The sequence below is a fragment of the Rufibacter psychrotolerans genome (assembly GCF_016924645.1).
Classification (GTDB): domain Bacteria; phylum Bacteroidota; class Bacteroidia; order Cytophagales; family Hymenobacteraceae; genus Nibribacter; species Nibribacter psychrotolerans.
On record NZ_JAFFJV010000014.1, the window covers coordinates 39,052 to 53,674 of the forward strand.

At 56.4% G+C, this 14,623-nt stretch carries 12 protein-coding genes; 3 read left to right on the forward strand and 9 right to left on the reverse strand.

Going from position 1 to position 14,623, the window contains the following annotated elements:
- Nucleotides 1–501: 501 nt before the first annotated feature.
- Together JT718_RS13795 and JT718_RS13800 are read right to left on the reverse strand one after the other, a co-directional pair.
- Nucleotides 502–1,170, reverse strand: coding sequence for a class-II aminoacyl-tRNA synthetase family protein (locus JT718_RS13795; RefSeq protein WP_205503295.1), 669 nt, complete (start codon nt 1,168–1,170; stop codon nt 502–504).
- 504 nt (nt 1,171–1,674) lie between these two features.
- Nucleotides 1,675–3,222, reverse strand: a complete 1,548-nt coding sequence (locus JT718_RS13800) for an N-acyl-D-amino-acid deacylase family protein (RefSeq protein ID WP_205503296.1) — start codon at nt 3,220–3,222, stop codon at nt 1,675–1,677.
- 210 nt (nt 3,223–3,432) lie between these two features.
- On the opposite strand from JT718_RS13800, the gene JT718_RS13805 reads away from it, so the two are divergent.
- A complete protein-coding gene (locus tag JT718_RS13805; protein ID WP_205503297.1) occupies nt 3,433–4,083 on the forward strand; it encodes a hypothetical protein in 651 nt (216 codons plus the stop codon).
- A 68-nt stretch (nt 4,084–4,151) separates the two neighbouring features.
- Here JT718_RS13805 and JT718_RS13810 read toward each other — a convergent pair whose 3' ends face one another.
- The 7 genes from JT718_RS13810 to JT718_RS13840 form a co-directional block, all read right to left on the reverse strand.
- Nucleotides 4,152–5,282 carry an AMP-binding protein gene (locus JT718_RS13810; RefSeq protein ID WP_317195513.1) on the reverse strand — a complete coding sequence of 377 codons (1,131 nt, stop codon included), beginning with the start codon at nt 5,280–5,282 and terminating at the stop codon, nt 4,152–4,154.
- Between the two features lie 182 nt (nt 5,283–5,464).
- On the reverse strand, nt 5,465–6,289 hold the full coding sequence (gene menB / locus JT718_RS13815) for a 1,4-dihydroxy-2-naphthoyl-CoA synthase (RefSeq protein ID WP_205503298.1): 825 nt from the start codon (nt 6,287–6,289) through the stop codon (nt 5,465–5,467).
- Between the two features lie 101 nt (nt 6,290–6,390).
- Nucleotides 6,391–6,867 carry a DoxX family protein gene (locus tag JT718_RS13820; RefSeq protein WP_205503299.1) on the reverse strand — a complete coding sequence of 159 codons (477 nt, stop codon included), beginning with the start codon at nt 6,865–6,867 and terminating at the stop codon, nt 6,391–6,393.
- Between the two features lie 598 nt (nt 6,868–7,465).
- Nucleotides 7,466–7,981 carry a DoxX family protein gene (locus tag JT718_RS13825; protein WP_205503300.1) on the reverse strand — a complete coding sequence of 172 codons (516 nt, stop codon included), beginning with the start codon at nt 7,979–7,981 and terminating at the stop codon, nt 7,466–7,468.
- A gap of 109 nt (nt 7,982–8,090) precedes the next feature.
- A complete protein-coding gene (gene menD, locus JT718_RS13830) occupies nt 8,091–9,803 on the reverse strand; it encodes a 2-succinyl-5-enolpyruvyl-6-hydroxy-3-cyclohexene-1-carboxylic-acid synthase (protein ID WP_205503301.1) in 1,713 nt (570 codons plus the stop codon).
- Nucleotides 9,800–11,020, reverse strand: a complete 1,221-nt coding sequence (locus JT718_RS13835) for a chorismate-binding protein (RefSeq protein WP_205503302.1) — start codon at nt 11,018–11,020, stop codon at nt 9,800–9,802. Before JT718_RS13835 ends, menD begins: the two co-directional genes overlap by 4 nt.
- A 7-nt stretch (nt 11,021–11,027) precedes the next feature.
- Entirely contained in the window at nt 11,028–11,447 is a 420-nt protein-coding gene (locus JT718_RS13840; RefSeq protein WP_205503303.1) for a hotdog fold thioesterase, read from the reverse strand.
- A 52-nt stretch (nt 11,448–11,499) separates the two neighbouring features.
- Here JT718_RS13840 and JT718_RS13845 point away from each other — a divergent pair, with 52 nt between their 5' ends.
- Together JT718_RS13845 and JT718_RS13850 are read left to right on the forward strand one after the other, a co-directional pair.
- The gene (locus JT718_RS13845) at nt 11,500–12,114 is read left to right on the forward strand and encodes a histidine phosphatase family protein (RefSeq protein WP_205503304.1); all 615 of its coding nucleotides are present in this window, start codon (nt 11,500–11,502) and stop codon (nt 12,112–12,114) included.
- Between the two features lie 137 nt (nt 12,115–12,251).
- Nucleotides 12,252–13,964 (forward strand): pyruvate dehydrogenase complex dihydrolipoamide acetyltransferase, encoded by a 1,713-nt coding sequence (locus JT718_RS13850; protein ID WP_205503305.1) that lies wholly within the window; start codon nt 12,252–12,254, stop codon nt 13,962–13,964.
- The last annotated feature ends 659 nt before the right edge of the window (nt 13,965–14,623 follow it).

The window sequence follows — 14,623 nt, forward strand, 5'->3', positions numbered from 1 at the left end:
TTGGATAAGGTCGTTTATCGGGCAAAGTTAACCAAAAAAGCGTTTTTTCCTATTGATGCAGGCGGTTTTTGTTTCTTTGCTCCCCGCCTGTTTTTCGCCTGTTTTCGGCTAAATAAGTTAAAATCAGGGCCGCAGCTTTTTAGACTTTGCTTAGAGGTTGGGCAAGGTTGCTCAACGGCTGGCGCCAGCGTTTTCCTGTACGGCCTTGCAGTATTCCCTCTACGTTATTAGTCCTGATTCAGCAGAACTAACTCTGGCAGCGTTTCGCAAACGGAGGTTGGCCCTGGTGTTTCAGCGTTATCTGCTTTTTCCAGAAACTGCAAAAACGGGATTGATCTCCCCCAATCTTCTGGAGCAGGGAAACTGCTAACAATGCAATTTTCCTTTCGGCCCCGGCCGAAGAAGAGAAATCCGTCCTGAACGGAAGTAAGGCTTGGCACAAAAAAAGCCCGTTCCCCCTGGATGGGACGAAACGGGCTCTGGATACAAGTAAGGGCTTGCTTATTTTTTAGGGGCTTTCTTCTGCTTCCATGCTTTGAAATGCCCTGCACCTTTGGTCTTGGCGGTCTCGTTACTTCCTTCCTCAATGCCAGTGTCTGGGATGTGGTAAATGGTGTTGGGTTCGGCCACGGTGATGAAAGGCTGCTGGTTGAAAATAGTGCAAATCCTGAGCACGTCGCCGGTAGAGTTTTTATCGGCGCGCAGCACATGGATGTCCTCAGTGAAGGAGAAGACCAGCTTGGTCTTGGTTTGGGCCATGAGTTGTTCCAGTTGGGCAAAGGTTCCGCTGCCCTCGGTAGAAACCATGAACTCATTGGACAAGCCTACCCAGGGTTCTGTGGGGTCTGCCGAGGCAGATTCAAAGAACGGATAGGCGAACTGCACGGCCGGCTCCCGCTCCAGCTTCTCTAACAGCTTCTCCACCTCTTCACAGGTAGAGCCCGGGTACAGGGCCACTCGGGTAATAAGGCCAGAATCCATGTAGACGTCCCCGTCTATGCTATGGAACTGGGGAAAACGGGCCAAGATGCGGTGCCGGTCCTCTGCTGACAAACCCTCGGCAAACCCCACCAGAATCTTCTCCCCTCTCACAGCCCCAAATTGCACGGTACCGTAGACTTTGTTGAAGTAGGAGTAATTGCGGCAGTCTGCTACCCGGGCGTCTGACATGGAGGTCACTTCCCGGCTGGGCCTGGCCTCTTGCGTTTCACAAGAAAAAAGGAAAACAGAAAAAGCGGAAAGATAGAGAAATGGTAAGATCTGTTTCATAGCAACTAAGAATCATTAACAGGATGCTACTACTAATACGTCATTACCAGAAAAAAGAAATAAAAATATGACTAATTCTACCGCTAACTTTTGCAACAAACACGCTTGCAACATTTTACCAGCTTCCAGCCTTATAGTAGAAATAGTTAACACGTGCCGCGAGTAGGACTTAAAGGGACTACGCTTGCCCGCAAAGTTCACTGCCTTTTGGGCCTGTTTTCCGGAAAACAGGCCCAAAAGGCAGTGAACAACAAACCAAGCAATGGCAGTAGCTTATGGGATCATGAATCGTACCCAGGGCACGCCGCTTCCCTCCCGTTAAGTATGGCCAGCTTAAATTGTGTCTTCCCTCTTCAGGATGGATTGTTAACGGCCAGTTCTCTATTTTTCCCAGTCCCTGGCCGCTTAGAATTTCCTCAGCACTTTCCCGTTCTTCTGCACCAAGCGGCCGTTCTCTACGCTCACCTTCCCGTTGACCAACACGGTCTCAAAGCCGGTGGCCAGCTGAAACGGATTTTCATACGTGGTGGTCTCGTGCACCTGGGCAGGGTCAAACACCAGCAGATCGGCTTTCTTGCCCACGGCGATCTCTCCGCGGTCTGCAAGGCCCATGGTGCGGGCAGAAAGGGAGGTCATCTTCCGGATGGCTTCCTCCAGGGAGAGCTGTTTGGTCCTGACCACGTACGCTTCCAGGATGCGGGCGAAAGAGCCGTAGCCCCGGGGGTGCCGCATGTCTGGGCCGCCGTCTGAGCAGATCATCACCGTGGGGTCTACGATAAAGCGGGCCTGCAGTGCCTCGTCCATCACAAAATAAGCCGCGGAGGCCCCTCCCGGCCCGATGTCTTCCAGCAGCACCTCCTCAAAGGGCTTCTGCTTTTCCTGGGCCAGTTGCGCCAGGGTTTTGCCGGCAAAGGGAGCGGTGCCCAGCAGAGTGGCCTGCGGCCCGTTGCGCTTGTTCACCCTGTTGCGGAGGTACTCCAACAGTTCCTGGCGGCGGGTGGCCACTACCTGCTCGTAAGAATGAGGCGGCAGCGCCCACTCCGGGAACAGGATACTGATGCCGGTGAAGCTGGCAGTGTAAGGATACACATCGGCGGTGACCCGGATGCCCCGCTGGCGGGCCTGCTCCAACTGGTCCAGGATCTGCTCGGCGCGAGCCTTGCCCTTCCCAAACACCACCTTGAGGTGAGACACGTGCACGGGGCAGTGCTTCCCCTGCAGCAACAGCTCGTTCAAGGAGGCTTCAATGGCCTGGTCGTCTTCGTTGCGCACGTGGCTGGTGATTAACTTGCCCTTAGCTCCCACCTCTTTGGCCAGGTACTCTAATTCATACGGGGGCGCGTAGAACCCGGGCAGGTACTCCAACCCGGTAGACAGGCCCAGACAGCCCAGGTCCAGCTTCTCCCGCAGCAGCTGGCCCATTTTCTCTAGTTGGGCCTGGGTGGGCAAAGAGTCATAGTTGAGGCCCGCCTCCTGGCGCAGGGTGCCGTGGCCCACAAACAGGGCAATGTTCACCTCACTGCCGGCCTGGTCTACCCGTTGCATCCAGCTTTGCAGGTTCTGGGGGTGCGCTCCGTCGTTGCCCAGCGTGACGGTGGTGGCGCCCTGGGCCAGGAAGTTCAGGAAACCTCTTTCGCCCAGTGGGTCGCCGTGCGCGTGGGTATCAATGAAGCCGGGCGAAACCACCTTGCCCCGGGCGTCAATGGTTTTCTGTACCTGCACCAGGCGGGGGTCTACCTCGCCCACAAAGGCAATGGTATCGTGCCGGATGAGCACATCGGCGGCGAAGGCTTTCTGACCGGTGCCGTCAATGACCTGTCCGTCCAGGAGCAACACGTCAAAGGTGTTTTGGGGCTGTTTTGCCAGAAACCGCCCAAAATCGCGGGTGGCCTTGGGGGCGCAGCCGGTAACCAGTGAAAAGAGGGCAAGGGCAAGGGTGGGCAGCGGGCGCATAACGATGGGGTTGGGGCAAGAGATGGGCTGTAAATTACAAATTGCCCCGGCTCCCGCCAAGCCTCCCTGCCGCTACTTTTCCATAGAGTGGCCGCTTGATTTTAGGGAGTTTCGGGCAAAGCAACCGTAAAACGAGGCCCCCGAGATTGGGGCAAGAGGGTGCCAGGGATCACGGAATCGGTTTATCTTTGGGTTTGTAAAATTCGAAGTATGAAAAAAACGTTACTCCTTCTCACCCTGGCTGCGTTTGGGTTGGCGCCCACGCTTCAGGCCCAGGACATGCGCGCCGTGAACGCGGCCCTGAGCCGACACAACCTGCACGACCTACAGATGCGCCAGATGCAGCAGATGACCTACCTGAGCATGTCCAGAAGCAGCGGCGCCCTGTACAATCCCAAGGCGGTGTACATGGTGCTGCTGCAGGACAGCACGGTCAAAGAAGTCAAATCCAAAATGCTGTTTGACGAGCGCAAGCGCTCTTACCTGGAACTGGAAGACAAAACCCTGAAGAAAACCGACCCCAGGCGCGTGCAACGCATTTACCCCACCGATACCCGCTCCATCTACAAGATTGACATGAACGGCAACCCCTCGCCCCTGGGCCAACCCGCCGATAGTTGCTGGCTGTTCAAAGTGGTGCACGGCAAGGTAAACGGCTACAGTTTCCTGCCCGCTACGGCTAACCTGCACTCGGGCTATCTCAAGTTTGTGCAGAAAGGCGACGGCGCCCTGGAGAAGGTGGACAAAGAGGTAATCAAATCCATGCTGAGCGACAACCACAAGGCCGTGATGCTGGTGTATGACGATAAATTCTACGATGCGCTGGTGGAGTACAACAAGGTGAAGCCCGCCAAAAAGTAAACGGCTGCTCCCCTTGCCGAGGTTATAAACGTTTAGGGCCTGTTTTTGAAGAAACAGGCCCTAACTGTTTACAGCAGGCTCATTCCCGCGCGCCGGTTGATCTTGCCGGTGGCGGTTTCAGGAAGGCGGGGCAAGTACCCGAACCGCTTGGGGATTTCGTATTTAGCGAGCGTTTCGCTCAATTTTCCTTTCAGGTTGGTTTCCTCCAGATCGGTGAGGGGGCTGCCTTCCAGCACGGCGATGAGGCGTTCGCCCAGGGACTCGTCGGGCAGTGCGGCGGCAAAGTAGCGGCGTGTGATGCCCAGGGCCGCCAGCGCCTCGCCCAAGGCCGTCTCTACCTTCTCCAGCTGCACCTTCACTCCTCCCGAGTTGATGGTGTTGTCGGCCCGGCCCAGCCAGCGGAAGGAGTTATTGCCCAGCAGTTCCACCAGGTCGTTGGTGACCAGCGTTTCGCCGCCCGTCACGTCCGCGGCAATGGTGAGGCAGCCCCGCTCGTCTTGGCCCAGGGTCACCTCGGGCGGCGCGGTATAGTACTCTTGTTTCTCGGCTCCGTTGAGGCGGCGCACCGCCACGTGCGAAATAGTCTCGGTCATGCCGTAGCTCTGGTACACGGGCACCTCCAGCTCCTGCACGGCTTCTTCCAGGCCCTTGCTCACCGCGGCCCCGCCCAGCAGAATGGCTTTCATGCGGTTCAGCTTGCCCTTTTTCTCCGGTGTCTGCTCCAGAATGGTCTGTAGTTGCAGGGGCACCATGGCAATGAAATCAAACTCGGCGTCTGGGTCTACGCTGGCCAGCGGATTGCCGATGGGCTCCACTATGGTCAGGTGCAGGTTACCCACCAGGCCGCGCACCAGCATCATCAGGCCGGCAATGTACTCGGTGTTCATGCACACCAGCACGCGGTCTTCGGGTTGCAGGTTGAAAAGGCGCAGGGTGCGTCTGGCGCTGGCCTCCATCCTTTCCCTGGACAGTTCTATGAGCTTGGGGGTGCCGGTACTGCCCGAGGTCTGCACCGGAAACTCCTGCACGCCCTGTAACCAGTTTTTGCAGAACTCTAGCGTTTTGGCCTCATACCCGTCAATGGGAATGCTTTCCCGGAAGGAGTAATGCTGGATTTCATCTAGGAAGAACTTTTTACCGTTCAGGAGCAGGTGGTCGGGCATGGGATTGGGTAGCACGTAGTGCGTATCAGGTATCACGATAAAACAAAGTAAGATACAATCTTCTTACCAATGCCTTCTCTTTACTATAGAGGGCCCTAAAAAAGTTACGGAGCAGCCCTGAAGTTTATTTTCAGAACTGCTCCGCTAACTAATTAACTGTCATACGTCCAAGCACCACTACTTATGTCTTGCTACTTGATACGTGCTACTTGCTACCATCAAGGAAACTTCGGATACTTAGAGAAGTCTGGTTTGCGCTTCTCCAGGAAGGCGTTCTTGCCTTCTTTGGCTTCGTCAGACAGGTAATAGAGCAGGGTGGCGTCGCCGGCCAGTTGCTGCACCCCGGCCTGTCCGTCCAGCTCGGCGTTGAACGAGGCTTTGAGCATGCGCAGGGCCAGCGGGCTTTTCTCCAGAATTTTCTGGCACCACTCCACGGTGGTTTCCTCCAGTTGTTCCAGCGGCACCACTTTGTTCACCAGGCCCATGTCCAGGGCTTCCTGGGCATTGTACTGGTCACACAGGTACCAGATTTCGCGGGCTTTTTTCTGCCCCACAATGCGGGCCAGGTAAGACGCCCCGAAGCCTCCGTCAAACGATCCAACCTTAGGTCCGGTCTGGCCGAAGCGGGCATTCTCGGCGGCAATGGAAAGATCGCAGACCACGTGCAGCACGTGCCCGCCGCCAATGGCCCAGCCGGCCACCATGGCAATTACCGGCTTGGGAATGCGGCGGATCTGCATCTGCAGGTCCAGCACGTTCAGGCGCGGCACGGTGTCTTCGCCGATGTAACCGCCGTGGCCCCGCACGCTCTGGTCACCGCCCGAGCAGAAAGCCTTGCCGCCCTCGCCGGTGAAGATGATCACCCCAATGTCTGCGTTGTCGCGGCAAATGTTCATGGCATCAATCATCTCGGCCACGGTGCGGGGCGTGAAGGCGTTGTGCACGTGCGGGCGGTTGATGCTGATCTTGGCAATGCCGTTGTAGAATTGAAACAGTATCTCTTGGTATTCTTTAAGTGTAGTCCAGTTGAATTTGCTTTGCATGAACCTTGGTTTTGGTTAAAACATTGTGGGCATAAAGGTACAGTGCCCATGCAGGATAATGCAAAGGTATACGCAGAATTCGGTCTTAAGGGATGGTTTCCTCAATGCAACGCCTCCAGCCTTTTGCGCCGCTGCCGTTTTTCCTGCTTTTCTACTTTCCTGAACTTGTGGTCCACCGAATAGTAACCCGGCCCGCCTATAAAGTACACGATCAGGGCAAGGAGGGTCACCAGCGAGATCCCAAACTGTGGATTAACCGAGAAAAAGCCCTGGTCCTGGTTAAAGAAAAACACCGCCCCAAACAGGATAGGTAGCTGAAAACCAATGGCTACCCGGGTAATCAGCCCCATGGCAATTAAGGGGCCGCCCACCAGGTGCGCAAAGGCCACATAATGGGCCAAACCCAACGCCACAAACTGGAACTGGCTGTTCTCCAAGATCTGCGCCAGCCCCGAGGTGTCGGAGATAAAGGTGACGCCTTTGTAGAAAATGAACAGCCCCAACACAGCCCTGCCAATGTCATACACCATGGGGTGGTGCTTGCGTTGCCACTTGTCAACTTGCTGTACCCACTGCATTTTTTTTAACGCCTTTAACAATAGCGCCTCCAAGTATTTATACGTTGAATACCAAGATTTTATAAACAAACTGCAAGACTATTTTTAGTTGGTCTCGTAGCTGAGCTCCTCTAAACCATACCGGTATTTACAAGAATGGCTTAAAAGATAGAAAGCATTTAGTAGTCGCAGGTAGCCAGCTCCCACCTTATTCCTCGCTCGCCTCTCGGACGCGTGTGAGAAATTAGGCGACCTCTGGCCGCGTGGCGGTATCACATTTTGGCTTGTTTTTGAGAAAAGAGGCCTGAAACGGAAGCTCAAGCATTGCCAAAGTCTACCCCAACGTGGCCAGAGGCCGCCCCATAGCTCACACTCGCCTGAGGCGAGCGAGGGATGAGAGCACAGGAATATCCGGATTACCACTTGCCTAAAACCACAATGCCCGCTAACCAAGGGCAGCAGGCGCCTGGTTAGCGGGCATTGTGGTTCGCTGCGTTCTGGTGTTACCTGGCAGCTAGTAAATCTCTTTCAGAAATGCCTGAAGCACATGGGATCAATAGGATTCAGACCTTGTAGCTTGGCAGAGCCGCCCTTTGCTGAGGCAGCGCCGGCTGGTGGCTTATAGTTCCTGTAATTCTCTGTCAGTGGTAGTTTGGGGTCTGTTGGGTTGCAGTCGGGCCTTGGCCTGTTCTTTCATGGCATGTTTTCTGGCCTTCATATTTTTATGGTCAACGGAGTAGTACCCTGAGCCACCCACAAAATACAGGGTCAGGAAGATAAGGGTGTAAAGAGCCACAGCGAATGGGGAGTAAATGGAAAACAGATCATGCCCGGGGCTGAAGAACAAAACCGCACACATGACAATGGGGATCTGCACCGCGCAGGCAAACCTGGTGTGCCACCCTACTGCGATCATAACGCCCCCAATCAGGTGGATGGCAATGATCACGTACGCCAGGAAAGTGGCGATGGAGTAAAGTTTACTTTCCAGCAGGATCTGCTCCAACGCCGTGATGTTGAACAGAAACTGCGCCCCTTTGAACACAAGAAAGCATCCTAAGGCGATTCTCCCATAATCATAAAGCACTACCCTATGCTTATGATGCCATTTCTCTACTTCTCTGGTAAACTCCATGACTGTAACGCAGTTTATAAGTTGCGCCTCCTCAAGCAATTACGCTTTATTTTAAGGCTTTGTCAATGGAGCAGGCGTTAAAAGTTTCCTAAAATTTAGCCTTTTTCTGCTATAGCTGTATGTTTTGGGCCACTTGTTCGCGGTAAGCGGAAAAAACGGCGTAGTTCCGGGCGCTGTGGGTCTCCACTTCCAGCAATTGCGGCCCGGCCGAGGGATCAAAAAAGCCCGGGAGCAGGCAATCCAGCGAAGCCTCATCCGTAGCGCTCAAGTACCGGAAACCCATCTGCTCGGCGGTCTTTTGGGCGGTTTGGCGCTGCTCGGTCTCAAAGAAAGGTTCCAGCTCGGGTTGGTTGCGGGGCCCTTCAATCATCCGGAAAATGCCGCCCCCGTGGTTGTTGAGCACCACCACCCGCAGGTTCTGGGGCAGGTAGTTGTGCCAGAGCGCGTTCCGGTCGTAGAGGAAGGCCATGTCGCCGGTAATCAGGACCACCAACCTGGAGGTAGACAGCGCGGCGCCCACCGCCGTGCTGGTGCTGCCGTCAATGCCGCTGGTGCCCCGGTTGGCGAACACCTCCACCCCTTCTGCCCCGGCTACCCCAATCAGGTTGGCGTACCGCACGCTCATGCTGTTGGCCAGGTGCAGCAGGCTGTGGGCCGGCAGGCTGCGCATGACCCTGTGGCACACCTTGAACTCTGAAAAAGGGCTGTTTTCCTGAAAACTCTCCAAAATCAGTTTCCCCTGGGCTTCCAGCCGGTGCCAGGCGTGGGTAAAGCCGGGGGCCACTGCCAGCCCATGCTCCTGGGTAGCCAAGGGCGCGAAGAAATCCAGGGGAGTCGTCCGGATAATGCGGGTGAGGGCCTGAAAGGTGTCGGCGACGGGGCCGGCGGGCTGCACGTGCCAATGGCACATGCCCTGCTGCTTCCTCAGGAACAGCTTTAGGTTTTTAGAAATCAGTGATTTATGAAAGGTGATCACCAAATCGGGTTTAATCCCTTCAGCAGCGTGCAGGGACTTGGCGCCCAGGAACACATCATGGAAATTGATGGTTTCCCCCTCCTTTTGCTGGTTGCTGATGGCGTCGGTGACGAACACGGCGCCGGTGGCCTGGCAAAACCGCACAATCTCCTTGTGCAGCGCTTCCTCCCGCTTGCCCTGACCGGCCACTACCAGCACTCTTTTGTACCGCCGAAGCTCGTTTTTGAGGTGTTCCCAGGCTTTATCGGTCAAACCAAAGGCAGAAGGTAACTCTTCTATGATCTTTACGTTAGGGGAATACGCAAACTCCTCGCCCGGCTCTGGGTAGAAAGGCTCCCGCAAAGGGATGTTCACGTGCACCGGCCCCTCCGGAAACGCCATCACCTCATTCAAGGCTTCGTTTAACTGCCGCGCAGCATACCACTGGGCATCATCATGTTTAGTGTCTACCGGAAAGTCAAAGCTCCTTTTCACGTGCCCGCCGTAGATGCGCGACTGCCGGATGGTTTGTCCGTCCAGTTGGTCGATCCACTCGGGGGGTCTATCGGCGGTGAGTACCAGCAGCGGAATGTTCTGGTAGAAGGCTTCGGCCACGGCCGGGGCGTAGTTATAGGCGGCCGTGCCGGAGGTACACACCAGCACCACCGGCCTACCCGTCTGCTGCGCAATGCCCAGGCCAATGAAGGCGGCGCTGCGCTCGTCGGGCACGGTGCGCACCCGCAGTTGCGGATGGCGGGCAAAGGCCAGGGTCAGGGGCGCGCACCTGGAACCCGGCGACAGTATTATATCCTGCACTCCTTTGCGGGCACAGATCTCAGCGATATCAATAACGGCTTGTAGAATCATGATTGGGAAGCTTGAAATAAGCGGAGCACGGTCTGCATCTTGAGCTCGGTTTCCTGCCACTCCTTGGCGGGCACCGAGTCGGCGGTCATGCCGGCTCCGGCGTAGGCGGTGACCGTGTCCTGCCCCAGTTCCACGCAGCGCAGGTTCACGAACAGGTTGGTCTCCTGCCCCAGTTGCACCGGCCCCAGAAAACCGCTGTAGTACCGCCGGTCATGCAGCTCCAGCTGGTGGATCATTTTCAGGGCATCGGCCTTGGGCATCCCTCCTACCGCCGAGGTAGGGTGCAGCAACTCCAGCATCTGGGTGCCCAGCTTGGGGAAGCCCACTTCGTCCATGGCGGCGGAGAAGTCGGTTTTGAGGTGCAGCAGGTTGCCGGCCATCACGGTGCGGGGGCCCATCTCCACGTACTCCCGCAGGCGCAGGTGCCGGAAGCAACTCACAATATAGCGCTGAACCAGGGCCTGCTCCTCAATCTCCTTCTGCCGCCAGATGGCATCGGCGGGCGTAAGGCCGTCGGTCACGGGTTGGGTGCCGGCCAGCGCCACCGTGCGGAACACCTTGTGCCGGTCAATCTGCACCAGCAACTCGGGCGACGCGCCCAGCCAGGTGCCCAGGCCCGGAATGGCCACCAAGGAAACATAGGCGGTGGGGTACAGTTGGGTGAGCTGGGTAAACGCCTTGAGCAACCCGAAGCCCTCAAACAAGGGCAGGGTCTTGGTACGGGACAGCACCACTTTCTCCAGGCAGCCTGCCTGCATGGCTTTCACCGCGTGGGCCACCGTCTGTTCAAAGGCGTCGCGGGCAATGGCTTTCACCGGCCCGGCGGGGTGCGTGGGCCAGGGCAGTTCTGGTGGGCGTTTAGGGGCTGTTTCCTGTAAATTGGCCCAGAAACGGGCGGGCAGTTCCCGCTCCCCCAACTCCAGAGAAGCTCCGGCCTTTCCGCTGTAGTACAGGTCGGCGGGCAGGAAGGTGCCGGGAGCTGCCTCTGAGGCCTGGAAGGGGCAGAAGGCAAAGCCCTGCTTGGGGCCTTCCAGGGGCGGCACGGCATGGGTCACCTGCGCGGCTACTACCACCTGCACCTCACTGGTGTGGGGCAACCGCCACAGCGCCACGGGCAGTTGGGTAGCCAGGGCCGCCCTGAAAATCTTGAAAGCTGTTTCCTCCGGCGCGGAGGCAACAGAAAGGGATGCTATGGAGGAAGGGGTTGCGAGGGACATGTACAGGTTATCTATCCAAAACGGCCATGGTGATGCGGCTGATGCACACCAGCTCACCGGCTTCTGAGGTAATACGGATTTCCCAGACTTGGGTCTTGCGGCCCACGTGCAACGCGGTGGCCTTGCCGTACACGTACCCGCTGCGCACGCTCTTGATGTGGTTGGCGTTGATCTCCAGGCCCACGCAATACTGCTTCTCCAGGTCCAGGAACAGGGTGGCCCCCACGCTTCCCAGGGTCTCGGCCAGGGCCACCGAAGCGCCGCCGTGCAGCAGGCCCATGGGTTGGTGCGTGCGGTGGTCTACCGGCATGCGGCCCACCAGGAAATCGTCGCCAATCTGGGTGTACTCCATGCCCAGGTGCTCGCCCATGGTGTTCTTGTTCCAGCTATTGAGTTGCTCCAGCGTCACATCTGCGCGTCTTTTCATCCGTAGTTCTCGTATTTATGGCCTATCTTAGGGCCTGCAAATTAGCGTAAAATTGAGCCTCAAAAAAATCTACCTCGTCCGCCACGGCCAGACCGACCTCAACCTGCAGGGGATTGTGCAGGGAAGCGGCGTGGACAGCTCCCTCAATGAAACCGGCCTCTGGCAGGCCGATAAATTCTTCCAGGCCTACCAGGACGTTCCGTTTGACAAGGTCTATACCTCGGCCCTGCAGCGCAGTGTGCAGAGCGTGCAGGGCTTTATTGACCGGGGTATCCCGCACGAGCGGCACGCGGGCCTGAACGAGATCTGCTGGGGCGCACGGGAGGGCACCCGCATTACCCCCGAGGAAGACGCCTACTACTATGACATGCTCCGGCGCTGGCAGGAGGGCGAAACCGACGTACCTATAGAAGGCGGCGAAAGCCCCCAGGACGTGGCCAACCGCCAAAAACCCGTCATAGACCTCATCCTCTCCCGCCCTGAGGAAAAGACAATTTTGGTGTGCATGCACGGCCGGGCCATGCGGGTGCTGCTGGCGCAACTGCTGCATTACCCCCTGCACCAGATGGATAGGTTTGAGCACCAGAACCTTTGCCTGTACCTGCTGCACTACACCGGCTCCATGTTCTGGGTAGAGCGTTTTGCCGATGTGTCACATCTTACCTGAGAATAAAACCAAGATTCCTGTTTTAGGCCAATTTTTTTAGAAACCCGCTAAAAAGGGCCACAGAATCTCTTAAAACCTTATTTGTATTACAGCATTTTTGCCTCTATTTTTGAGGCCTTAAAACCGAGCAAAAAACTATGGCCGAAATCATCCGAATGCCCAAGATGAGCGATACTATGACCGAGGGGGTCATTGCCTCTTGGTTGAAGAAAGTTGGTGACTCTGTGAAATCTGGGGACGTTCTAGCTGAAGTGGAAACCGACAAGGCAACCATGGAATTGGAGTCTTACGAAGACGGGACGTTACTGTACATCGGCCCGAAAGATGGTGAATCTGTACCCGTAGATGGCGTGTTGGCCATCATCGGGAAACAAGGCGAAGATATTACTGGCCTGCTGGGCCAGGTAAACGGCGGCGCTGCTGCCCCTGCCCAGGAAGCTCCCAAAGCCGAAGCGCCCAAGGAAGCCCCTAAAACTGAATCTGCCCCTGCCGCCCAACCAGCCGCTGCCGCCAACGTGAACGCTGAGATTGTTCGCATGCCTAAGATGAGCGACACCATGCAGGAAGGCACCATTGTGGCCTGGCACAAAAAGGTGGGCGACAAAGTGAAATCCGGTGACCTGCTGGCCGAAGTGGAGACCGACAAAGCCACCATGGAGTTGGAGTCTTACGAAGACGGTACTCTTTTATATATAGGCGTGGAAGCCGGTGCTTCTGTGGCCGTGGACGGCGTACTCTGCATCATCGGCGAAGCCGGTGCCGACTACCAGGCCCTGTTAAACGGCGGTGGCGGAAGCAAAGCCCAAGCCCAAGACAAAGGCCCGGATGTGCTGAGTGGCTCCATTGAAGAGGTTACCCGCGCCGAGAACCATAAAACCGATACCCAGTCGCAGTCGGGCGACGGCGTGAACCCAACTGCCGGTGGTCCGGTACCAGGCGCAGGCACGCAGGCCGCTGCCGCTGAGAACCAAGGCCGCATCCTGGCTTCTCCGCTGGCCAAGAAAGTAGCCCAGGAAAAAGGCATCAGCCTGTCCCAGGTGAAAGGCTCCGGCGAGAACGGCCGTATTGTGCTGCGTGACGTGGAGAACTTCACGCCAACTGCCGCCGCGCCGCAAGCCCAACCACAAGCCGCTCCCGCTCCGCAGGCTGCCGCTCCGGCTGCTCCGGGCGTAGAGTACACCGAGGTGAACGTGTCGCAGATGCGCAAGGTGATTGCCCGCCGTCTGGCCGAAAGCAAGTTTGGCGCGCCGCACTTCTACCTCACCATGGAGATTGACATGGACAACGCCATGAAAGCCCGCACCAGCATCAACGAGGTGTCTCCGGTGAAGGTATCGTTCAATGACCTGGTGATCAAGGCCACCGCCGCTGCCCTGCGCAAGCACCCTGCCGTGAACTCTTCCTGGTTAGGCGACAAGATCCGGTACAACAACGTGGTGAACATTGGCGTGGCCGTAGCCGTGGAAGAAGGTCTGTTGGTGCCCGTGGTGCGCAACGCCGACCAGAAAACGCTTTCTGCCATTGCCTCTGAAGTGAAAGACCTGGGCGGAAAAGCCAAGTCCAAGAAACTGCAGCCCGCCGAGATGACCGGTAATACCTTCACCATCTCTAACCTCGGCATGTTCGGGATTGAAGAATTCACCGCTATCATCAACCCACCAGATGCGTGTATCCTGGCCGTAGGCGGTATCAAGCAAACTCCAGTGGTGAAGAACGGACAAATCCAGATCGGCAACGTAATGAAAGTGACCTTGTCCTGTGACCACCGCGTGGTAGACGGAGCCGTAGGTTCTGCCTTCCTGCAGACCTTGAAAGGCTTCCTGGAAGATCCAGTGAGAATCTTAGTGTAATTTTTTCCTATAAGAGTTTACAAGGGCCGATGATTGAGTTCATCGGCCCTTTGTTTTTTTGTGGAGGCGCTGGCGTGGTGCCGTTTTCCTGTACTCATACTACTATTTATGTTTTGGCTTTTTGCTGGCGTAGCTGCGGCTTACCTATGGACTTATAGGCTAGGTTGTTTCATAGTTTACTTAGTGCGCTCACGGCCGCGGGGCCCCGTCTTTGCCCCTCGCACTGCCCTTGCGGCCCACCTCTGTAGTTTATGCTTAGCTTCTGTCATTCAAGGGCCACAAGCGAGGCGCTCGAGCCAAAGACTGGAATCAGGATCTTCCAACTGTGGACTTGCATAGCAACCGAGTTGCTAATCCTTCTGTAATTGCCCCCTACATTGTTCTCTATGGCGCGGATTTACTTCTGTGACTTACATTCTAAAGGCACGGAAGTAAATCCGCGCCATAGTTCGGGGTCCATAGTTCGGGGCTTAGTACAGGCATCCGTCCGTTCCTTCCTTCCCTTTCAAGATAGGTACACATGGTTCAAGTCTGTGACTTGGACCAACCATGACTGGCAGTTTGCAACTGCCATGATCCACCTTGCCGGACGCTGGCGCGAGCTTGCAGCTCGTGCCTTCAGTGCTGATTTTTTCAAGTTATCCCTCTATGGCGCATAT

Coding starts and splice junctions, on each gene's coding strand:
- JT718_RS13795 (WP_205503295.1), bottom strand. CDS start 1,170: ATGTCAGACGCCCGGGTAGCAGACTGCCGCAATTACTCCTACTTCAAC.
- JT718_RS13800 (WP_205503296.1), bottom strand. CDS start 3,222: ATGCGCCCGCTGCCCACCCTTGCCCTTGCCCTCTTTTCACTGGTTACC.
- JT718_RS13805 (WP_205503297.1), top strand. CDS start 3,433: ATGAAAAAAACGTTACTCCTTCTCACCCTGGCTGCGTTTGGGTTGGCG.
- menB (WP_205503298.1), bottom strand. CDS start 6,289: ATGCAAAGCAAATTCAACTGGACTACACTTAAAGAATACCAAGAGATA.
- JT718_RS13820 (WP_205503299.1), bottom strand. CDS start 6,867: ATGCAGTGGGTACAGCAAGTTGACAAGTGGCAACGCAAGCACCACCCC.
- JT718_RS13825 (WP_205503300.1), bottom strand. CDS start 7,981: ATGGAGTTTACCAGAGAAGTAGAGAAATGGCATCATAAGCATAGGGTA.
- menD (WP_205503301.1), bottom strand. CDS start 9,803: ATGATTCTACAAGCCGTTATTGATATCGCTGAGATCTGTGCCCGCAAA.
- JT718_RS13835 (WP_205503302.1), bottom strand. CDS start 11,020: ATGTCCCTCGCAACCCCTTCCTCCATAGCATCCCTTTCTGTTGCCTCC.
- JT718_RS13840 (WP_205503303.1), bottom strand. CDS start 11,447: ATGAAAAGACGCGCAGATGTGACGCTGGAGCAACTCAATAGCTGGAAC.
- JT718_RS13850 (WP_205503305.1), top strand. CDS start 12,252: ATGGCCGAAATCATCCGAATGCCCAAGATGAGCGATACTATGACCGAG.